We start from the raw sequence: 22,536 nt of genomic DNA, 5'->3' as shown, positions 1-22,536 counted from the left end.
AACACCTCTTTCTTTATTTATCTGTATTATTTTTCCCAAAAATAATAGAATTATTTAACTCCTAAACATCATTTTCATATTATAAATTATAGACTTAATTTACTAAAAGGAGTGGTTTAGTATGACATCCTATTTTCTTTATGGACTCTGTGCATTTTTACTTGCATTTTCTTTCTTCAAAGATAAAGATAAGACTAAGACTGCATTAAAAAAAGCACTTACTTCTTTTGAAAATATAATGCCACAATTTTTTACTGTAGTAATTGTAATAGGAATTGTTTTATCTGTTATTGATACAGATACTATTTCTAAAATTATAGGTGATAATTCAGGATTTGTTGGAGTATTTTTATCCTCAGTAGTTGGATCAATTACATTAATGCCAACCTTTGTTGCTTTTTCAATGTCAAGCGCTCTATTACAAAGTGGCGCTGGTTATCCACAAGTTGCAGCTCTTGTTTCTACACTTACTATGGTTGGTGTTATGACTTTTACTCTTGAGGCTAAATATATTGGTCGTAGAGCTGCTTTAGCACGAAATATATTAGCCTTTTTATTCTCTTTTGTCGTTGCATTATTTGTAGGGATGGTGTTTAAGTAATGAACATAAAATTTATTTTAAACAGATATAAGTATGTAATTATTTGGATAATTATTGTTTTTATTATCTTCATATTTGATAGTACCTTTGGTAAAAGAGTTATTACTAATACAGAATCTAGTATAATTCAAATGCTACAAGTTCTACCTCCAATTATGATACTTCTTGGTCTAATGGATGTTTGGATACCTAGAGAATCAATGATGAAATACATGGGAGAAGATTCCGGAATTGTTGGAGTTACTTTGTCAGTATTAATAGCTGCGTTTGCTGCAGGACCTATGTATGCAGCATTTCCATTTACTGCAGTACTCTTAAAAAAGGGGGTGAAATTTTCCAACATTATGATTTTTTTAAATTCATGGTGTGTAATAAAAATATCTACTCTATTATTTGAAATTGGTGGACTTGGGTATAAATTTACTTTTGTTCGACTTTTAATTGACTTACCCGGAGTAATTATTATGGGATATCTTATAAGCTATATAGTAAATAATAAAAAGTGGTATAAATTTCGCCAAAAACAATCTTAAATTTCATAATATAACGTAATAAAGCCCATGATTGGGAGAATCATGGGCTTTATCTTGCAGTGGCAAGTCTATAGGAGGATGTGAGGGAGATTTGCCACTGCATACATTAGGGTATTTGTATTATGTTTTTAAGCTAGTCCTTCTATACTTATATAATACTACACTTATATGAATTTACTGTGAGTTTTTTATGAACACTATTTGAAATTTTCCATTTGTATAGTAAATACTACAGAATTCTCTTTATTTTTTATACTATATTTGAATCCGTGGCTCTTTAATATTTGGCTTACTATATAAAGACCTAGCCCACTTCCTCCTGTTTTTCTAGATCTAGATTTTTCTATCCTAAAGAATGGATTAAATATCTCACTTAGATACCTTTCTTCGATTCTAGTACCTGTATTTTCAATTTCTAGATACAATATATTTTTATTATTTCTTCTATAAGATTTATTGTTATTTCTCATATAAAGCCTAATAATTATATCTTCACCTTCTGGAGAATATTTAATTGCATTATTTATAATATTATTAATTGCTTTAGTAATCTTTTCTTCATCCGCATATATTTCTATATTACTCTTTATTTCAAGTTGTGTATTTAAATGTTTATCTTCTATTAAAAATGCCTGTCTTTTTACAAGTTTGCTTAAAAGCTCACTAATATTTATTTTACTTAATGATAGATCTTGTTCTAGAATTTCTCTCTTTGATACCTCCATCATCTCATTTACTAAGTCTTTTAGCTCTTGTGTCGCATCATAGGATTTCTTTAAATATACATCTCTATCTTTATATTTACCTATATTATATATCATTCCTTCTAGTTGCCCACTTATTATTGTTATTGGTGTCTTAAGCTCATGGGATATAGTTGCTACAAATTCTTTTCTCCTATTTTCTTGCTCTCTTTCACTTTCAATAATATTAATCAAAGGTTTGGTTATAACAACTGAATAAATATAGGCTCCTATTAGTGCTATAAAAATGGATAATAAAACAACATATGGAATTAATGTTCTAATTATATTGCTTGCATCTTCAATTGGTTGTAGAGGCATAAGTATGTTTAATTTATAAGCTGATGGATAATCATTGGTATATATAATTGCAGATGTTGCATACTCTTCTTTATCATTTTTTCGAACCAAGTATTGACCATTTATTCTTTCAGATATATATTTATTATATTGTTTAAGAATCATATCTTTTTGGCCAAAAACATATTCACCATTATCTTTTGTAAGTAGTAATGATAAATTTTGTTCCACTGCCATTTTGTAAAGCCTCGTTTTTAGAAAATCTGTATCATATTTGTATGAACGCTCAGCTAAGTCTGATATACTATTCTCCAAAGTATTTATTTTATATTCATGATAATATGATGGAAGTAAAAAGTATAAAAACAAGTATATTATTAGTGCTAAAGCTAGTAAAAGACTTGTTGTTATGGAGAATAACTTATATTTTATACTCATCTTTTCAAAGTTACCCAATATCCTTTTCAAGTGTATATCCTATTCCCTTCACAGTTTTTATATAAGGTAAGCTAATCTTTTTCCTTATATTTTTTATATGAGCGTCTACTATTCTAGTATCGCCATAATAATCATAACCCCATATGGTATCTAGTAAACTTTCTCTAGTAATTACCTGTGGGTATTTTTCTATTAAGTTTTTTAATATATTAAATTCCTTCAGTGTAAGCTCTATCACCTCATCATTTATTTGAGCACTATATGTATTTAAATCTAATCTTAGCTTTTCAAACGTCATAAAGCTTTCATTATTACAACTATTTACACCACGTCTAAGTACTGCTTCTACTCTTTTTATAAGTAAATTAAATGAAAATGGTTTCGTAATATAATCATCGCACTCTAAATCAAAACCTTTCAATTGATCACTTTCTTCATTTAATGCAGTTAAGAATATTATAGGTGCATTTGATATTTTTCTAATCATTTTACAAACCGAGTGACCATCTAGGTTTGGCATCATTATATCCAAAATGATCAAATCATAATTTCCTTGTTTAAACTTTTGTATTCCCTCTAGACCATCATTTGCTGAATCTACCTCATATCCTTCTGAGCTTAAAAACTCTACTATTAATTCTTGTATATTAGAATCATCTTCAACTACTAGTATCGATGCAGTCATTATAATTCACTCCTTTATATTTTTATGATTATATTTTATATCAGCTGTATGAATTTAATATGAATCTATGTATAAAAATCTTATATATCCTTGTATTTTACACTATTTTGCTTCATTCATACAGAAAAATAATATATGTTTATAACAAAAAGGCACTTACTTTCCGATAGTAAGTGCCTCAAGGATAATATAGAATACTTTATGGTATTTTGGGGGAGTAGAATATTTTCTACATTTTTATTATTACCTTCTTTAAAAATATTATACATTTATTGGTAACATTTTTTACTATTAACTATACTTCATAACTTCTCTATTTAAAAATAAAAATCATCTTTTATTTATATAGTATTTACTTTGCTATCTAAATAATTGTTATTATTTCTCTACTCTCTCAATAAGCTCTTTTATCATATCTTCATCATAAGGCTTAAGAATATAATCAAATGCTCCTATTTCTTCAGCTACACCTTTGAAATCATCATGTGCAGTAATAAAAATAAGTTTTATGTCATTATATAATTTCTTTATTATTTGACCTAGATTTACTCCGTCTACTAAAGGAATATTTATATCCATAAACACAACATCTACTTTATTTTCTTTAAGAAATGTTAATACTCCTCCACCATTATTAAAATCTTTTACTATTTTTAAATCTTTAGCATTTTCTTCTATAAGACATAGTAAATCTTGTCTAACTAAGTATTCATCTTCAACTATTATACCCTTCATATTGTCCTCCTACATAAAAGTCCATCTTTGTTCCGTTCTCAAGCCTAACTATATTAAGCCCTTCTCCATACATAAGCTTAAGTCTAACGTCTACATTGTAAAGACCTACTTTATTTCCCTTTACATTATCATTTTTAATATTTTCTATTACTTTTTCATCAATAGGTATTCCTGTGTTTTCAATACTTATATAAATCCGATCTTCAGATTCCTTGTGTATATCTATATATATTTTTCCTTTACTACCACTTTTTAAGATTCCATGCTCTAATGCATTTTCTACTAATGGTTGTACTATAAGACTTGGAATTTTGATATCTACATCATCATCTATATTATAAAACACTTCAAACTCATCTCTAAATCTTGTCTTTTGTATATCTATATAACAGTTTAGTTGCTCTATTTCTTCACTTATGTTAATAAGTTCACCTTTTAATTCTAAATTATGCCTAATATACTTAGATAATCTTACAATTAGATATCTTGCCTCACTTGGATTTATTCTTGTCAACATACCAATTGTATTTAAAGTATTAAATAAAAAATGAGGATTAATTTGTGATTGTAAAATTAAAAGCTTTGATTTATTCAATTCACTTTTCATCTCAGCCATCTTTGACAGATTCATAAGTTGCACTCTCTCACTTTGTATGTCAATTATAATCGATACAAATATACCAATAGGTAACTGAGTCATTAAAGCCGAATTATTTAAACTTATTATTTCTTTCATTGTTAAATAATTACTATCTAGCACTAATTGTATCTCTTTTGTTAAGTAAAAAATAGACAAACCTTGTATTATTATACCAGTTATAATTCCCAAAATCCATTTATATTTTTCGTCTACCTCCCAAGTCTTACAAGCATTGTATACCATTCCTGACAGTATACCTGCAATAATAATGCTGGCTATCTCTGGTATTACTACTATACATCCTTGGTCAAAAAACCACAGATGTATTCCTGCAATAATACTTGAAGATATTCCAACAAACGACCCAAATAATATCCCACCAGATATTATTATCACTCTAATAGTTGAAACAGTTGTTCCATATGCTTCAATGGGTATATAATTTGTAAGACATGCTAATATAGAGAATACTACTGATATAATTATTAAGTCATTTTTCGTAAATTTTTCTCTATGCAAAATATCTTTTGCTAGTTTTACTCTAGTTAGCACCAATAAAATTGCAAGCATAGTACATGTTTTATACGTGGACACTATAAATACGTTCTCTATCATTGTTCCTCCAGTTGCTGATTATTTTCTAGTTTTACCTATTTCGTCAAAATATATGAATATATTATATCAGTTAATTATAATAAAATCATACAAATCTTCTATTATTATAACCTTAAATTTTACCATCAATAAAAAAGTTGCCCTAAAATATATTACTTTAAGGCAACCTTTATATATAATAAATTTAATTTTACTTATTATTTATCTCCCACTAGATACACGAGAAAAAATATGAATTTTACTCAATATGCTACTTAATATTATTGTCGTATAAGTAAGTCCTATTGACGCCATAGCAGCTATTAATATTGAAATTTTAGCCGCATCTATAATCTGAATGCTATACCCAAATGCTATCTCTGCTACAAATATAGACATTGTAAATCCGATACCTGCAAGCATCCCAACCTGTAAAATAGAACTCCATGATGTATTTTGTGGTTTTTCAGTTATATGTAGCTTAGTTGCTACATATGTAAATAACATTATGCCAAGTGGTTTTCCAACTACTAATGCAATAACTATTCCTGACATAAGAGTATTTACCTCGCTATAGTTTATACTAACACCTAAGTTTATTCCGGTATTAGAAAATGCAAATAACGGAAGTATAATATAATTACAAATAGGTGAAAATTTTTCTTGGACTAAATTTAATAAACTAATTTCATTTTTTAAAGATCTAGAAGGTAGTGCTATTGCTAGTAATACTCCACTTATTGTTGAGTGTATTCCACTTATATAAACAAAATACCAAAGTACTATTCCCGCTAATAGATATGGCCATGCTTTATTTATTTTTAGGATTTTGTTCATAGAAACTAAAATACACATTATAGCAAGTGCCCCTACTATTCCCAAAAGATTAATATGTGATGAATAAGCAATACCTATAACTAGTATTGAAATTAAATCATCTACAACCGCTAGAGATAATAAAAATACTTTTAGACCTGGATTTAACTTATTTTTTAAAATCATAAATATTCCTACAGCAAAAGCTATATCTGTAGATATAGGTACCCCTATTCCATTTACAAACTTAGTTTGATAATTAAATATAATAAAGATTACAGCTGGTATTGTTACTCCACCAATAGCCCCAATTACTGGGAATGATGCTTTTTTAAATGTGGATAAATTTCCATGAAGTAATTCATGTTTTATCTCACACCCCGCTACTAAGAAGAAAATTGCCATTAATAAGTCATTTATTAGCATATGTACATTAAAGTTTGGCAATATATTTATCCCACTAAATACATGATGATACAGTTCTTTTAAAGGACTATTTGCGACTATTATTGCGATTATCGTTGATATTACAAGTAACGTGCCTGGTTAACACCTCTGGTTCAAATCTTTTATTTCTTTTTGTTTTTAATATGTTGCTAATTTGCATATTAAAATCTCCCTCCTTTTGTTATATACTGTGTCGATATAATTATGGTTCATATTTTACAAAAACGCAAATCAAAATACGAAAATATTCTTTTATTTATTTAAGTAATATTCGTGTTTTCTTTATTTAATCAAGATTTTTTTATTTTTATAAAATGTTGTATTAAAAAATAATCAACGAAACGTTTTTCACTTCATAATATTATTATTTTAGATTAAAACTTTTTTACTAATTTCTATCTGATTACATAATTAAACGCATATATTATTTTATAGCATCATATACTCTTACAAATTCGTAATCTTACGAGGGGGATAAAATTATGAGGTTCTATAATAAATCAACAAATGAAGCTTTGAAATATTTAAAAGTAAACCCTGATGTTGGGTTAAACTCCCGTGATATAGACGAGCGGAAGAAAAAATATGGACTAAATGAATTTACAATACCGGAAGGTAGATCTTTTTGGGACGAGCTTGGTAAAAGTCTTACTGAACCTATGATATTAATATTATGGGGGGCAGCTATAGTAAGTTCTTTCGTTGGAGAATTTCACGACTCTTTAGGAATAATCGGCGCTATTTTGCTTGGAATTTCAATCGGTATAATTACAGAAAGTAAATCAAAAAAAGCTGCCCACGCGTTATCTAAGTTAACAGAAAATATTGAGGTAAAAGTTTTAAGAGATGGCAAAATAATTCAAATCAAAAAAAATAATCTTGTTCCTGGAGATATTGTTTACATAGAAACTGGCGACATGATACCTGCTGATGGAAGGCTTTTAGAATCTATAAACTTAAAAGTAAGAGAAGATATACTTACAGGAGAATCTGCTGATGTAGTAAAAAAAGCAGATGAAGTAATAGATATGGAGATCTTGGATTCTAAAACTGGGATAATAGAACAAGATACTATACCCGCAAAGCAAATTAATATGGTGTTTGGAGGTACACTTGTAGCATATGGTCGAGGTGTAATGGTTGTAACATCAATTGGAGATCATACTGAAATGGGACAAATAGCACAAAACCTTGCTCCAGGAGATTCTGAAACACCTCTACAATTAAGACTTGGAAAACTAGGAGGAAGTATTGCTTTAATCTCAGGAATAATAGCTACACTTCTTTGCTTCTTTATGATATTTAAAATGCAAATCAGTGGAGGTATAAAAATTGATACAAGCGGTATATTACCTTTTCTACAATCCCTTGAACCAGCAAAAGATATATATCTAGTCTGTATTGCATTGATAGTAGCTACAGTACCAGAGGGACTTCCTACTATGATAAATGTTACTCTTGCAATAACTATGCAAAAGATGGCTAAGATTAATGCTTTGGTAACTAAAAAAGAAGCTTGTGAGACTATTGGATCTGTATCAGTCATCTGCTCTGATAAAACCGGTACGCTAACTCAAAATAGAATGATGGTAGAAATAGCTTATATTGATGGAAAGTATGTGGACAAGGCTAATTATACTAGTCATAGTTACTTTGAGGATAATTGTATAATAAACTCAACTGCAGACCTAGAAAAAGATTGTTATACATATAAATATATTGGTAGCGCTACAGAATGTGCACTACTATTATTTAATATAGACAGAAATTATAATAAGATTAGAAAAGAAACAAAGTTGATTTCTCAAGTTCCATTTAGTTCTGATAAAAAAAGAATGTCATCGCTTATAAATAAAGATAGTTGCAATATTTTATTATGTAAAGGAGCACCTGAAATATTAATAAAAAAATGCTCTTATATACAAGAAGGTAATAGTATTGTACCTATGAACCCTATATATCAAAAAAGACTACTTAGTGAAATAAGAAAGCTTCAAATTAAATCAATGAGAACGCTGGGATTTGCATATAAAAAGTTTGATTCTTCTTTAAGTGAAGTTGCTCTTACAGCAGAAAATGAAATTGCCTTAGATAGTGACTTAAGTATTATTGATAATGCCAATGATTTAGTTTTTAGTGGATTTGTAGGTATAATAGATCCATTAAGAGATGGCGTAAGAGAATCAATAGATATAGCATATAATGCAGGCGTAGAAGTAAAGATGCTAACAGGTGATAATATAAATACTGCTACTGCAATAGGTGAAGAAATTGGATTACTAAAAAATGGTAAGAGAGCTGTTGAAGCCAGCTATATTGATACTTTAGATGATGAAGATTTAAAAGAAGAAATTAAAAATATATCAATAGTTGCAAGAAGTAAGCCTGACACAAAGATGAGGATAGTCTCTTGCCTTCAGGAAAATGGAGAGGTTGTAGCCGTAACAGGAGACGGTATAAACGATGCTCCAGCTCTTAATAAGGCTGATGTTGGTATTGCAATGGGTATATCAGGTACTGAAGTATCTAAAAATGCTGCAGATATTATATTAACTGATGATAGTTTTGCTACAATAGTTAACGGTATAAAATGGGGACGTGGTATATATGAAAACTTCCAAAGATTCATCCAGTTTCAATTAACTGTAAATATTGTTGCATTTGTAATAGCCATAGTATCTCAACTGATGGGTAGAGAGATGCCATTTACAACTATACAATTGTTGTGGGTAAATATTATAATGGATGGACCACCTGCACTTGCACTTGGACTTGAACCAGTAAGAGACTATGTTTTAAATAGAAAGCCTATAAGCAGAAAAGCTGGGATAATCGCTAAATCTATGATGATAAATATATTTATAAATGCAATGCTAATCTTCTCAATAGTATACTCCCAGTATTTATTTAATATTCTCGGGGCTTCAGAAAGCGAACAAGGTACAGTAATATTTTCTCTATTTGCATTTAGTGCATTGTTTAATGCTTTAAATTGTAGAGAGTTTGGATTTAACAGTACTCTCCCAAACTTTTTCAAAAATAAATTAGCTTTGCTAGTTATTTTGATAACAGGGGTAGTTCAAGTACTCTTTACTCAGATATTCCAAGGTTTCTTTAATGCAGTTTCTTTAAGTATGTCCATGTGGATTAAGATAATATTACTTTCATCTACTGTACTCATATTAAATGAAATAGTTAAGCTTATACTTAAAATACTTAAGAAATATTCAAAAGGTGTATATTCTCGTTATATAAAAAAAGCAAACTCTTAATGAGTTTGCTTTTGTATTTATTATTTATTTACTATTGCTTCATATTCTGCTTTAGTTTTAGGAGCTGTTAATTCACCTTTTTGGAATTTAGCAGCTTGTTCATTTACGAAATCTATAACATCTTGTGGTACTAGATTTTTAGTAGTATCTGCTATACCTACTGCATTTTCATCAAGTCCATAAGTAGTTGAAGTTCCACCTTTAAAGTTTCCTTCTACTAATCCTTTAACTGTCTCATATATACCTACATCAACTCTTTTTATAGCTGAAGTTATAACATTTTCTGGAGCTAAGCTACTTTGATCTCTATCTACACCGATTGCGTACTTTCCAAGTTCTTTAGCTGCTTCTATAGCACCTGTTCCAACATCTCCACCTGCTATAAATATAGTATCTGCACCTTTTGAGTACATTTGGTTAGCTATTGCCTTACCTTTTGCTTGGTCTGTAAATGAGTTTGCATATTGATCTTGTATTGTTGCCTCTGGGTTAGCAGCTTTTACCCCTGCCATGTATCCATATTTAAAAGTATCTATAACTGGTAATTCCATTCCACCTATAAATCCAACATTATTCGTTTTTGTCATCTTACCTGCTACTAATCCAACTAAGTAAGCTGATTGCTCTGCATTAAATAATATAGTTTCAACGTTTTCTGGTATATTCTCATACGTTTCATCTACTAATGCAAATTTTTGTTCTGGGTATTGTTCTGCACCTTCTTTTATGGCATCAGCTAATTTCATACCTACACCAACTATCAAGTCAACTTCTTCATCTACTAAAGTTTCAATATTTGAAACATAATCAGAATCTTGCTTTGATTCTAAGTAGCTCGCTTTTATTCCTAATTCTTTTTCTGCTAATTGAAGACCTTCCCATGCACTTTGGTTAAAACTTTGGTCGTTTACTCCTGCCACGTCAGTTATCATAGCAACTTTAATTTGCTTCCCACTTTGTCCTTCATTTTTATCTTTTGTTGAACATCCTACTAATAAAGATGTCGATAAAACTGCAGTCATTCCTAATGATAATAATTTTTTTAATTTCATGTCAATTCCTCCTGATGCTAGTCAGTATACAAAAAATCTCCTGTTATAAAACAAGAGGGTGGTAACTCAAAATTATAGTATTAGGTAATAATACTTAAATTATATAAGTACCTTCTTAGTTTCTCTGAACTAAATTAAAGTATATCTGCCATTTTCTTTATCGATTATCACATCTTTTAAAGTTTTTGTCAATATATATTTTAAGAAATATTATTATACCATTAGTTACCATAAGATTTCGAATTACAATTCTTTACCCTAGTATGCCTCTCTTTTTATTTATTATTACTAAATAGTATTAATATACTTGTAATTATAACAAATGTAGTTATTATACCAGCTTCTGGACCAAATAAACCACCAGTCAAAATATCATTTCCTTGTACAAGATTCCAAGGTGAGTGCATTCCACATGCTCCCCATAAATCAATTAGTTTATATAACATAAAGGCTAAATACTAATCCGACTAAAATAATATTGATTATGGATATTAGATCAATGTTCGGATTTTCTAGATGTAATAGAGCAAATAAAGATAAAGATAGAATGACTGCAAATGTAGTATTGTATCTTTTTTCTGGTACATTCATCATCCAACCTCTCGTAACCAATTCCTCTGATGCACCTTGGATTATCCAACCTATGCTTATAATTACAACTAAATGTATTGCCTCGAAGCCAACTAATTTACTTGATAATAATTATATCTCTACTACACCTATCATTAATAATATTAATGTAACTAGATTCATCTGTAATAACCCTATGCCAAAACCTTTTATATAATTTTGAATTAAATGTTCTGATATTAATTTAATTTCGCTTAGCTTTATTTTTTCATATTTCTTTATTCGAAATGCTACTATTAGTATTACAAATATACATGAAAATAAGTCTAAGAATAAGCTTACAAATTTAATGTTTATAATCTTTAATCATATTTATATTTAGTTAATTTAATTTATAAAAAGAATCTATCTATACTTATAGTGTAGATAGATTTTTTTTGATAGTTATTTTATTTATAGGCTTTAAAGTTCTTAAGTCTAAGTGCATTTGATACAACAGATACAGAGCTTAAACTCATAGCTGCTGCTGCTATCATTGGATTTAATAGTGGTCCTCCAAACATATATAATAGCCCTGCTGCTACAGGTATACCTACTGTGTTATATCCAAATGCCCAGAATAAGTTTTGCTTTATGTTTTTTATAGTATCATGACTTAGCTTAATAGCATTTGGAACATCCATTAAGTCACTTCTCATAAGCACTATGTCAGCAGACTCCATAGCAACATCTGTACCACTTCCTATTGCTATACCTATATCTGCCTTTGCAAGTGCTGGTGCATCGTTAATACCATCTCCTACCATTGCAACAAAGTTTCCTTTATCTTGTAATTTCTTTACTTCATTAGATTTATCTTCTGGTAATACTTCTGCAAGTACAATATCAATACCAACTTGTTTGGCTATAGCTTCAGCAGTTTTTTTATTGTCACCTGTAACCATAGCTACTTTGATACCCATATTATGAAGCTTTTCTATAGCCTTTTTACTACTTTCTTTAACAACATCTGCTACTGCAATTATTCCAGATATATTACCATCCATAGCAATATACATTGGTGTCTTTCCTTCTCTAGCTAAATCATCAGATTTTTGTTCTAAGCTAGAAAGACTTATATTCCTATCATTCATAAGTTTTTTATTTCCTAATAAAACTTTTTTGTTATCTATACTTACCTCTATACCATGACCCGGTATAGCTTTAAAATCATTAACTTCTAAGAATTCAATATTTCTTTCTTCTCCACACTTTACTATGGCTTCTCCAAGCGGATGTTCAGATCCTTTTTCTGCACTTGCAGCTATTTTTACAAAGTATTGTTCGTCTACTCCTTCACTTAATACAATATCTGTTACCTTTGGCTTACCTTCTGTAATTGTACCTGTCTTATCAAATATTATTGTATTTACTTTATGAGTAGATTCTAGTGCTTCTCCACCTTTAATAAGTATACCATTTTCTGCGCCTTTTCCTGTACCTACCATTATAGCTGTAGGAGTTGCAAGTCCTAGTGCACATGGGCAAGCTATTACTAATACTGATATAAATATTGTAAGTGAAAATACTAAATCTTTTCCACCCACAAAATACCAAAGTAATGCAGCCGCTAAAGCTATAAAAATTACTGCTGGTACAAAATATCCTGATACTGTATCTGCAAGCTTAGCAATAGGTGCCTTAGTACCTTGAGCATCTTCTACTAATTTGATTATTTGAGCAAGGGCAGTATCACTCCCTACTTTCTCTGCTTTAAATTTAATCATACCATTTTTATTTATACTAGCTCCTGTTACTCTGTCCCTAGTATTTTTTTCTACTGGTATACTTTCACCTGTAAGCATAGATTCATCTACCGAAGTATGACCTTCAATTACTATTCCATCCACAGGTATTTTACTTCCTGGCTTTACTAATATAACGTCACCAACCACAACTTCTTCAATTGGAGTTTCAATTTCTTGACCATTTGATATAACTATTGCAGTTCTAGGTTGAAGTCCCATAAGCTTTTTAATAGCTTCTGAAGTTTTTCCTTTAGATCTACTTTCTAGATACTTTCCTAATAAAATAAGTGCTATTATTATACCTGCACTTTCATAATATAGTTGATGATGGTGCATAGTTTCAACAGTTCCATTTGCTATTTGTATAGTTGTATATAAACTATATAAAAATGCAGCTGATGTTCCTATTGCAACTAAAGTATCCATATTAGGGCTTCCACTTAAAAGTGATTTTGTTCCATTTATATAGAATTTATATCCTGCAGCCATTATTGGTAATACTAAAACTATCTGTATAATTGCAAAATTTAATGTATTTTTCATTGGGTCTATTATTTCAGGTACTGGCCATGGTCCTATTGGTTTTGGAACCATTGGCCCCATGGCTATATAAAATAATGGAATTGCAAATATAGTTGCAATAATAAATTTAGTAAATAAAGTTTTCATTTCCTTTTCTTTTTTTATCCTATCTTCATCTACTCCATCAGTTTTTTTATTTAAGTTTTCTTCTACTGGTTTATAACCTGCTTTTTCTATTGCCGATCTTATTTCCACTAACTTTACCTTTGATGGATTATAACTAATATTAGCCTTATCTGTTGCTATATTAACGCTAACATTCTCAACCCCGTCTAATTTTTTTACTACTCTTTCTACTGCTTTAGCACATGCTGCACAAGTCATACCTTCTATTTTCATGTCTACATCTTTGTTTTTCTTTTCTTCCTCTACTCCGTATCCGGCCTTCTCAATAACTGATTTTATTTCATCAAAGCTAACTTTAGACTTATCGTATTCTATATTCAGTTTTTCAGTTGCTATATTTACACTTTGGCCTTCTACTCCGTCAAGTTTTTTGACAACTCTTTCGACCGCCTTTGCACATGCTGCACAACTCATACCACTTATTTTATAATTTTCATTTACTGTGCTTTTGCTCACTTTAAATCACCTCTCATTTTTTATTTTATGTATTTTTATGTATAATGAATCATATTTTTTATATACCCCTAATAGGTATATTAAAACACATTTATATTAAAATCAAGTATTTTATAGTATGCAGTTAGATATCTTTAATATTTATATTCTGCTCATTTTCTATTATTAAATCCCACGATAGAGAATTAACTTCGCTAATCTCTCAAACAGCATAAAGAACATCCCCGTTATTAAGGCTTAAAAAAACAGACTAGGCTTATCCTAGTCTGTTTAATATATAAATATGAACTTTAAGCTATATTTTCGACTACTTCAGTATTTTCTTCTTCTAATACATCCAGTTTCTTAGCTACTAATTTAGTAGTACTTGCCTGTACTATTAGAGTTACAAGTATTGTCATAAATACAACTGACGATATTATTTCATATCCTGGTAATTTCATCGATACAATTATTCCAGATAGTGCAGCTGGTATAACACCAGTCTCCCTTACCCACATCATAAATAGTTTTTCTTTAAAAGTCCACTTTGCATCTTTGTCAAACATAGTACAAATTAACACTACTAATGGTCTTGCTATAAACATTAATACAAGAACTATCAGTAATGATGGAGCCCAGTACTTAGAAAGTGCATCTAAGTTTACTTGTGTTCCAAGTACTACGAATATAGCCATACGAGAAAGTGATCCTATACTCTCTGAGAAGATATGCTCTGAGTGGAAATCTTCTTCAGGTATCCATAGCCCAAATAGCTTTTTATTCCCAGCTATAAGACCAGCAATAAATACTGCCATATATCCACTTCCATGTAGTACAGTAGCTAACTCATATGCTAAGGCAACTTTTAATATAGACATTATAGGAGCATATGAATGGAATACCCCCCACTTTTTATCTGATACTAAAACAGTTAAAAGATATCCAACTGCTAATCCTATTAATACCCCTACTACTGTTGATATTAATAATTCTCCTACACTCTTCATTGCTGAAAATTCACCACTTGTTACCACGCCAAGTAAAGTAGAAACAAGTATTGCTCCAACAGCATCATTAAACGCTGATTCACTAACTACTGTTTGTTTGATTTTATTTTTTATTGTAACTTGTTTAAATACTGGTATAAGTGCCGCCGGGTCTGTAGATGCAACCACTGCACCTAAAAGTAAAGCTGTCATAATTGGAAGACCAAAGACCTTACCTGATGCAACACCTACTACTAGCGCTGATACTACAACACCAACAGTTGCTAGCATTCCAACACTGATTTTAACTTTGTTTAATACTTTTAGATTTATCTCTTTTCCACCTTCATATAATATAAATGCGGAACCAAAAGTAAGTATTAGGTTATTCTCTATAGGAAAAGCCTGAACACTTATTAGATTTAATAATGATGGTCCTATTATAATTCCTGCTACTAAATAAAGTATTACATCTGGTACTTTTAAAATTTCGCTTAGTTTACCTAAAACTATACCTATTATAGCTATAGCTGCAAAAATTATTAGTAGATTATTTGTTGCTATCGCTTCAACTGTACTTTCCATGTATAATCCATCTCCTTTTTTTGCGATACATGTTTTACTCTTTCAATAACAATAGATTATATTCCTTTCTTATAGTGACGTCAATAGTTTTATTTAGATTCCTAATCATTTTACTTTTTTATGATTGTTATTTATATTTTTTATGGATAATCTTTGTTATGACAAATCAATGATTGTAAGTTATGTATATTAAATATGTGAGTATATGCTTTGATATCAAAGCTAAAGTATTTTTCTAGACCCTTACTTATTACAATATAAAAATAGACCTAAATTTAGGTCTATTTTTATTTTCTACTATTTAATATTTTACTTGTAATTACTGTAGACAGATAAAGCGCTCCAAATATTATGAAAACCTCAACAATTCCAGATATCATCATATTGAAACCACCCATATAAAACCATCTCCTAAGTTTGCTTATTAATATATTGTATTAATTTTAATAAAATATGATACTCTACTTTTCTATCCACGATATTACATATTCATAACTATCATTATCTATTATTTCATTTCTAGATACTTTTTTATACATACCTTCTATTCCTTCAATATTGCAACTTATATGAAAATGAGCAAGCGCTATTCCCATATCTATTCTATTCATGTCTCTAGATGGCTTAGTTTTATAAAAATCTATCCTATTTTCTTTATATACTATTCTCCAAGGTTGACCGTTTACTGCAGATGGTGCTATTCTTACCATTTCAAGTGAATTTAAATACTTATTAGAGTCATCTTCACTCAATGGATTATTAAAATCATCCTTAAAAAATACTTCTTTAAACTTTTTTCTTTGACCTGACTTAGCTGTAAATTTAACTAGGGAATCTATTAATCGCTTACTATCAGAAGTATAACCTATAGGTGAAACAATAGGAAACTTTTCGTTTGATTTAACTTCCATTACCTTAGTAAAATTACCTTTATTGAATGTTCCACCTAGCCAGCAAGTTCCTAGACCTAGCTTAGTAGCAAAAAGAACTACTTTCTCAAATTCATAACCTAAAGCTTCTAAGTCAAAATCTCCATTTTCACATACTGCTCCTAAGTACATCTTAGCACCCTTTATTACCCCGTAAGTTCCTAATTTTTGATCTTGTTCTCCTTCAATTAATTTAATCCTTACTTTTTCATTAAATGGATTCGAAACTATATTCATATAGCTATCTAATTTATCAATTACATCTTTAGTTAAAAGCTCCTCTTTATAATTTCTAACAGATTTTCTTATTTTGATTATGTCAATATTGTCAATTAGTAAATTTTTATCATCCATAATATTCCTCCTGTATAAATCTTCCTTATTATAATTTAAGTATAACTTCTCCACAAACCAGATAGTTTGGAGCTACATGCTAGAGAATACTTTTATAATCCCTTAGTATATAAAAAAGCTATCTTAAATATATTTCAAGATAGCCATAATAATAATTTATCTTCTTCTGTTTCTTATAAAATCAATAACTATATACACTATTATAATTATCGTAATAATAACAACTAGCTTAGTTATCCATGAACTAGTTCTAAATCCATACATCATACCATAAAACGGATTAGAGTATCCATAAAATCCTCTAGAGCTAAAAATTGGTCTTGATGACCTATTTCCCCCGTGGTCTTTATAGCTTCCGCTACTACTATTTTTATTTGTATTATTAGAGTTATCATTTGTATTTGGATTAGTAGTTGAGAACTTTCCTGAGTCTGGCTTTATGCTACTACTAGGCTTTTTTGCATTACTGTCTGAATTATTGTTTGGTTTCGTTGAAAAGCTTCCCGAATCCGGTTTTAGTATGGTTGATTTCGGCTTTGTAGAAAAATTACCACTTTTACTTGGTTTAAAGCTTCCTGATTTTGGCTTAGTACCGCTACTGTTTGATACTACTACATAGCTCTTGCTTTCTTGAGCGTATATTTCTACACTTGAGTATAACATGGCTATATAAGTAAACAATAGAATAAATGTAGTTAAAAAGCATATCAGCTTTTTATTATATTTTTTCATCTTACACTCTTAACCCCATTTCTATAAATTTATCATTAATTCTAACAAGTTCATCTTGAGTATCATCTTCAATAACAGACTCGTAATTTTCTTCACCCTTAAATTTGCTATACTTTAATATATGCTGATTATCATAATCTTTACTATCTATTAAATAAACATATCTTGAAAAATTCCCCTCTTCATCTCTTTCTACTAAATATGCTCTTACATTAAATATATATTCTTCTCCATTTTGATAAAGGGTAACAGTATCACTTGAATTCGTAAGAAGTGTATTCTTTTTATTACACTCAGACACATATTCTTTATCCCTACAATTATAGCAATGATTCATACTACAATGGCTAACACAATTTTTACACTTACAACTTCTACATTTATTTAATTTGTCTATGTCTAGTATCCTATTTTTAGTTAAATATATATCAATTTTATTTTCTGGGTCTTGTTGCTTTTTTAATATTTTTTTGAAGAATCCTTTATTATCATTTTCTTCTTTCTCTATATTATCTAAAAAGTTCATATAATCTTTTAGAGTGTCTACTTTATTAAGAAAACTTCTTTTACTAAGCTCTTTCTCATCTAGCATCTGTTTTAAATCATCAGAAGCAAATACCAAATCAGTATAAATTTTATTATATTTACTTTTTTCTTTTTCTATTCTTTCATTCATGTACACAGTTCCTCCACAACAATATAGGACATATTAAGCTAATATTTCCCTCTTATGTTAATAGGGGTAGACAGCTCTTCACTATCTCCCCCTAACTTTTTACTTTTCCATTTGTTTTTTTATTCTCTCAAGTTCATCATTTACCTTTGAATCTACAGCTGGAGAATTATTTATATAGTCATCTAATAAAGCATCTTCATCTTTTGGTTTTAGATCCTCTAAAGCTTTGCCATAATTCTCTTTTTGCGAAACTTTTTTCTCTAACTCGTCTAGGTTTATTCCATTATCATCATTAAGCCCTGCTAAAGTTTCATTTATTTCATTACTAATTTCTGCAACATCAAGTCTTGTAGCAAGCTCTTGCTTTTTAGATTTCATCTTAGAGATCTCTATCTCTAGTTCTTGTATTTTACTTTTTATTGTCTGTATTTTATCATCTTGATCTTTTATTCTTATATTAGTTTGACCTAACTTTTCTTCTAGCTCTAGTTTTTGCTTTACAAAATCTTGAGCTTTTTCTGTATCTTCTTTTAATATTGCAGCCTTAGTAGCTTCTTCATATTTATTTACCTTTTCTTGTAGTTCTTTTCTTTCATTTCTTATACTATCTACAGACGCTATAAAATTCGCACATTGTTTTTTAGCATCTTGAAGTAATTTTTCTTTTTTAGTTATTGATAAATCTAATAATTCAATTGGATCTTCGTGCTTTTCTAAAGCTTTATTAGCCTTTGCGCTTACTACATTTTTTAACCTTTTAAAGAAACTCATAGTTATCTCTCCATTTCTTATTTTACATAAGTTTTATTTTTTCAATGTTATATATCTTATAATATAATAGTTATTATTGTTCATATTAATAATATAATAATGCATCTCAAGTTAAAATTAAAGATAAATCATAATTTTATAGCTCGTTTATTTTCATTAAAAAAACGACATTTTTCTACTCTGCTAATATGAGATGTAATAATGTACATATAGTTAAGAATTGGAGGAAATAAAATTGAGATATGTAATTGTAAGTGTAGTTAAAGGAAAGGCTGGTAATTTTAATAACAATCTAAGAAAAGAAGTATATGAAAAATTAGGTGCTAAATCTTCAAAGCTTCCCGCACATTTCACAATCAAGTCTCCATTTGAAAGCGAAAATATCGACGATTTAGAGTTATTACTTAAGGACTTTTCATTGAATAATAACTCTTGTTTATACAATATTAAAGGATACGATTCTTTTGATAATAGGGTAATTTATATGAAGGTCTTTATGAGTAAAGAAGGACAGATTTTACATGATAAGTTAATCGATAAATTAAATACTTTAGATTATATCAACTTTAAACCTAAAGAAGGCAAAGATAAAATTTTTCATGTTACTGTAAGTTCTAAAAAAATTCAACCAATTTTTTCTGAACTTCGGGATTATGTAAATGAAATACCATGTAATTTTAACTGTAATTTTGATAACATCTCTATATACAAATGGCAAAATAATACATGGGTACTTCATAAAGAATACAAACTATTATAGTGTTATTTTTATACTATAATAGTTTGTATTACTATAGTTTAAGTGAGCTTTTATTCTAATATTAAAAAGGATATGAATGAGCCTTATATCCTTTTTATTTACCTAGTAAAATCCATATCCCATAAATATACTTGCTATTCCGCCAATAATTATTGGTATTAGGATTAAAAATATTAATACGAATATTATAATTGGTACTGCTATTGCAAGACCTAGGTTAACACCACCTTTTTGACCTATTGCCATTTTTCTTGAATTATCATCTAGAAATTTTATGTCATTGAATTGCCTTTCAACATGCTTCAAATAAACTGAGTTGCCATACATCCCAAAATATATACAAATTCCTAAACCTACTATAGCTCCCAACATTAATTTATATGAAAGTATTAAGTTTGTTACTATTATTATTGCTCCAACGGGATACATTTTTCTATACAAGGCCCAGTAGCCAGGTATTAAAAAAGCAGGCCAATTCCAACTACTTTGTTGACCTGTTTCTTTAATAGATTTAAATTTAGTAATATAGTACTCAGTATTTTTATTTATGAAATTCTCAATATCTTTATTATCAAAATTAGACCGATTACTTTTATTATATTCATGTTGTTCATGACTTAAGTTATTTGAATTTTTTATAGATCTCTCTTCTTTGCATGTTTTCGTTCCACACATTGTACAAAATTTACTATCAATAGAGTTTTTATTTCCACAGCTTGCACAATATAAATAAGTTAAATCAGATGATTCTATATAGTCCTTTTCTTTATTTACTGGACATGGTTTTGTATCTCCTACACTATCAGCATTTTCTTTGTCAATATCTACAACAAAGTCTAGTTCACCAGCTTCATACGTTTTTTTGTTATCTTCAAGACATTTCTGGTGATATACTGACTTACAACATTCACATATAATTATTGTTTCTCCTCCAATAATATCTTTATTACAAATTTTACATTTATAATCTTTTATCTCATTCATAGTACTCCCCCCTAATTAATTTTTCATTCTATAAAAAACTATTCATAATTTCACTTCTATATGAGTTATTTTGATTCTTCAAGTTAGTAGAATTTTATAGCTATAAAATTAATATAAATATATTAATCGTTTATACTATATTACTTGGGGGTACTTTAATGAAGCATTGCTCAAACTGCGGTAATAAACTTGAAAATAATGATTTATTTTGTAATAACTGCGGAAAAAGTACAGTTGAAAACAACACCTCTACAAAATTAAATACAAAACCTAAGATTAATTCCAAGACTAAATTATCAGTACTTATTTGCTTAGTATTTGTTATATTAGTTATTCTGTCTTGTGGTGTGCTTTTTAGAAATGACCTTATGATATCTTACTATATTCATAAGGGTAATAGCGAAGATACTATATCTACTAAAATTTCATACTACTCTAAAGCTCTACAAATAAACTATGATACTAACTTAGTAGATAAAATAAACAAAAGTATTGCTGATGTTGATACTGATGAAGCTGAGTCTATCTTATCTTCTTTAGATTCAGTTCTATTAAAGAAAGACCTTGATAAATTATATATAATAATATATATAAAAAAAGCAGAAGAAAATTTTAATAACAATAACTATGAAACTACATGGTTATATCTTGATAACGCAACTATATATGGATATGATGTTGAACAATTTGAGTACTATAATGATTTAGTAAAAAAATCTTCTGATAACTATAATACTCAAACACATATTACAGAAAGAATTTATGTTTACAAAAATGGATCTCCTGTATATGCAGATGAATCATCTAACTACTATTTTATCCCAGATAGCGATAGAAGGCATCTTACTAGTTCAGAACTATCATGTTATGATAAAGATTCACTTGGTTTTATTAGAAATGAAATATTTGCTCGTCATGGGTATATTTTTAAAACTGAACCCTATAAAAGTTATTTTAATAGTATGCCATGGTATATACCAAATCTATACGCTTCAGGAAGTGTAAGCTCTCTTAACTCAATTGAAAAAGCCAATGTTAATTTAATACTCAAATTTGAATAGTAAATAAGTATATATATACAAAAAAGCTGAAGATAATATGTAAATTACATATTATCTTCAGCCTTTTTATTACTAAATTATTTTTTACAAGCCTCTATAAATTCAGCTTCTGTTTGCTTTATTACTACTTCTCCATCTATTTTCCCAACAGACTCAGTTTTGTAAGCTCTACACATTCCTACACAACCAGTCTTAACATTTTCTTCTCCAACTGCTTCTTTTAATTTTTCTACATCTACATTTGAACAATATGGGCATACTCTAACCATTATCTTGTCCTCCTCTTAAGTCTTTTATTTAACATATTAATACCCCAGTACCTGTCTCTTATACACATCT

At 29.0% G+C, this 22,536-nt stretch carries 20 protein-coding genes and 1 pseudogene; 5 read left to right on the top strand and 16 right to left on the bottom strand.

Translation table 11 applies throughout. The features are described from left to right. The first annotated feature begins 121 nt into the window (after positions 1-121). Both CHL78_RS13135 and CHL78_RS13130 read left to right on the top strand, forming a co-directional pair. Positions 122-601 (top strand): permease, encoded by a 480-nt coding sequence (locus tag CHL78_RS13135; RefSeq protein WP_094367594.1) that lies wholly within the window; start codon positions 122-124, stop codon positions 599-601. Continuing rightward, a complete protein-coding gene (locus CHL78_RS13130; RefSeq protein ID WP_094367593.1) occupies positions 601-1,134 on the top strand; it encodes a permease in 534 nt (177 codons plus the stop codon). Before CHL78_RS13135 ends, CHL78_RS13130 begins: the two co-directional genes overlap by 1 nt. Before the next feature lie 197 nt (positions 1,135-1,331). On the opposite strand, the gene CHL78_RS13125 is transcribed toward CHL78_RS13130, so the two are convergent. From CHL78_RS13125 to nhaA, 5 genes and pseudogenes are all read right to left on the bottom strand, one after another. Then, positions 1,332-2,645 (bottom strand): sensor histidine kinase, encoded by a 1,314-nt coding sequence (locus CHL78_RS13125; protein WP_094367592.1) that lies wholly within the window; start codon positions 2,643-2,645, stop codon positions 1,332-1,334. After that, positions 2,626-3,300, bottom strand: coding sequence for a response regulator transcription factor (locus tag CHL78_RS13120; RefSeq protein WP_094367591.1), 675 nt, complete (start codon positions 3,298-3,300; stop codon positions 2,626-2,628). Before CHL78_RS13120 ends, CHL78_RS13125 begins: the two co-directional genes overlap by 20 nt. A 378-nt stretch (positions 3,301-3,678) precedes the next feature. After that, positions 3,679-4,035, bottom strand: coding sequence for a response regulator (locus tag CHL78_RS13115; protein WP_094367590.1), 357 nt, complete (start codon positions 4,033-4,035; stop codon positions 3,679-3,681). Next, complete coding sequence (locus CHL78_RS13110) at positions 4,016-5,290, bottom strand: sensor histidine kinase (protein ID WP_094367589.1); 1,275 nt, start codon at positions 5,288-5,290, stop codon at positions 4,016-4,018. Before CHL78_RS13110 ends, CHL78_RS13115 begins: the two co-directional genes overlap by 20 nt. Positions 5,291-5,491: 201 nt before the next feature. Beyond that, positions 5,492-6,616: pseudogene (gene nhaA / locus CHL78_RS13105) on the bottom strand (Na+/H+ antiporter NhaA); the annotation flags it as partial. Between the two features lie 398 nt (positions 6,617-7,014). Between nhaA and CHL78_RS13100 the strand changes: the two are divergent. Then, on the top strand, positions 7,015-9,804 hold the full coding sequence (locus CHL78_RS13100; RefSeq protein WP_094367587.1) for a calcium-translocating P-type ATPase, PMCA-type: 2,790 nt from the start codon (positions 7,015-7,017) through the stop codon (positions 9,802-9,804). A gap of 20 nt (positions 9,805-9,824) precedes the next feature. Here the strand turns inward: CHL78_RS13100 and CHL78_RS13095 are convergent, their stop codons facing one another. The 9 genes from CHL78_RS13095 to CHL78_RS13060 all read right to left on the bottom strand — a co-directional run bounded on the left by CHL78_RS13095 (position 9,825) and on the right by CHL78_RS13060 (position 19,392). Beyond that, positions 9,825-10,856 carry a BMP family lipoprotein gene (locus CHL78_RS13095; protein WP_094367586.1) on the bottom strand — a complete coding sequence of 344 codons (1,032 nt, stop codon included), beginning with the start codon at positions 10,854-10,856 and terminating at the stop codon, positions 9,825-9,827. 275 nt (positions 10,857-11,131) lie between these two features. Continuing rightward, positions 11,132-11,302, bottom strand: coding sequence for a hypothetical protein (locus tag CHL78_RS20800; RefSeq protein WP_158540699.1), 171 nt, complete (start codon positions 11,300-11,302; stop codon positions 11,132-11,134). Then, positions 11,292-11,468, bottom strand: coding sequence for a CPBP family glutamic-type intramembrane protease (locus tag CHL78_RS21595; protein WP_408638620.1), 177 nt, complete (start codon positions 11,466-11,468; stop codon positions 11,292-11,294). The genes CHL78_RS20800 and CHL78_RS21595 overlap by 11 nt, the downstream gene beginning before the upstream one ends. Positions 11,469-11,875: 407 nt before the next feature. Beyond that, positions 11,876-14,377, bottom strand: coding sequence for a heavy metal translocating P-type ATPase (locus tag CHL78_RS13085; RefSeq protein ID WP_094367584.1), 2,502 nt, complete (start codon positions 14,375-14,377; stop codon positions 11,876-11,878). A gap of 290 nt (positions 14,378-14,667) precedes the next feature. After that, a complete protein-coding gene (locus CHL78_RS13080) occupies positions 14,668-15,930 on the bottom strand; it encodes a cation:proton antiporter (protein WP_116041502.1) in 1,263 nt (420 codons plus the stop codon). 461 nt (positions 15,931-16,391) lie between these two features. Further along, complete coding sequence (locus tag CHL78_RS13075) at positions 16,392-17,213, bottom strand: nitroreductase family protein (RefSeq protein WP_116041500.1); 822 nt, start codon at positions 17,211-17,213, stop codon at positions 16,392-16,394. 156 nt (positions 17,214-17,369) lie between these two features. Beyond that, positions 17,370-17,945 carry a hypothetical protein gene (locus CHL78_RS13070; RefSeq protein ID WP_094369164.1) on the bottom strand — a complete coding sequence of 192 codons (576 nt, stop codon included), beginning with the start codon at positions 17,943-17,945 and terminating at the stop codon, positions 17,370-17,372. Position 17,946: 1 nt separating this feature from the next. Beyond that, a complete protein-coding gene (locus CHL78_RS13065; RefSeq protein WP_094369163.1) occupies positions 17,947-18,621 on the bottom strand; it encodes a hypothetical protein in 675 nt (224 codons plus the stop codon). A 99-nt stretch (positions 18,622-18,720) separates the two neighbouring features. Beyond that, positions 18,721-19,392 carry a PspA/IM30 family protein gene (locus CHL78_RS13060; protein ID WP_094369185.1) on the bottom strand — a complete coding sequence of 224 codons (672 nt, stop codon included), beginning with the start codon at positions 19,390-19,392 and terminating at the stop codon, positions 18,721-18,723. A 235-nt stretch (positions 19,393-19,627) separates the two neighbouring features. Here CHL78_RS13060 and CHL78_RS13055 point away from each other — a divergent pair, with 235 nt between their 5' ends. Further along, positions 19,628-20,152, top strand: coding sequence for a 2'-5' RNA ligase family protein (locus CHL78_RS13055; RefSeq protein ID WP_094369186.1), 525 nt, complete (start codon positions 19,628-19,630; stop codon positions 20,150-20,152). A gap of 102 nt (positions 20,153-20,254) precedes the next feature. Here CHL78_RS13055 and CHL78_RS13050 read toward each other — a convergent pair whose 3' ends face one another. Further along, entirely contained in the window at positions 20,255-21,136 is an 882-nt protein-coding gene (locus CHL78_RS13050) for a DUF2628 domain-containing protein (protein WP_094369187.1), read from the bottom strand. A 158-nt stretch (positions 21,137-21,294) separates the two neighbouring features. Between CHL78_RS13050 and CHL78_RS13045 the strand changes: the two genes are divergently transcribed. Beyond that, positions 21,295-22,197, top strand: coding sequence for a YARHG domain-containing protein (locus CHL78_RS13045; RefSeq protein WP_094369188.1), 903 nt, complete (start codon positions 21,295-21,297; stop codon positions 22,195-22,197). A 77-nt stretch (positions 22,198-22,274) separates the two neighbouring features. Here the strand turns inward: CHL78_RS13045 and CHL78_RS13040 are convergent, their stop codons facing one another. Continuing rightward, positions 22,275-22,466, bottom strand: a complete 192-nt coding sequence (locus tag CHL78_RS13040) for a DUF1450 domain-containing protein (protein WP_094369189.1) — start codon at positions 22,464-22,466, stop codon at positions 22,275-22,277. Positions 22,467-22,536 lie beyond the last annotated feature (70 nt).

The sequence above is a fragment of the Romboutsia weinsteinii genome (genome assembly GCF_002250835.2).
GTDB classification, from domain to species: Bacteria; Bacillota; Clostridia; order Peptostreptococcales; family Peptostreptococcaceae; genus Romboutsia_A; species Romboutsia_A weinsteinii.
Note: the sequence above shows the minus strand (reverse complement) of the source record. Positions and strands in the feature narration are given on the sequence as shown.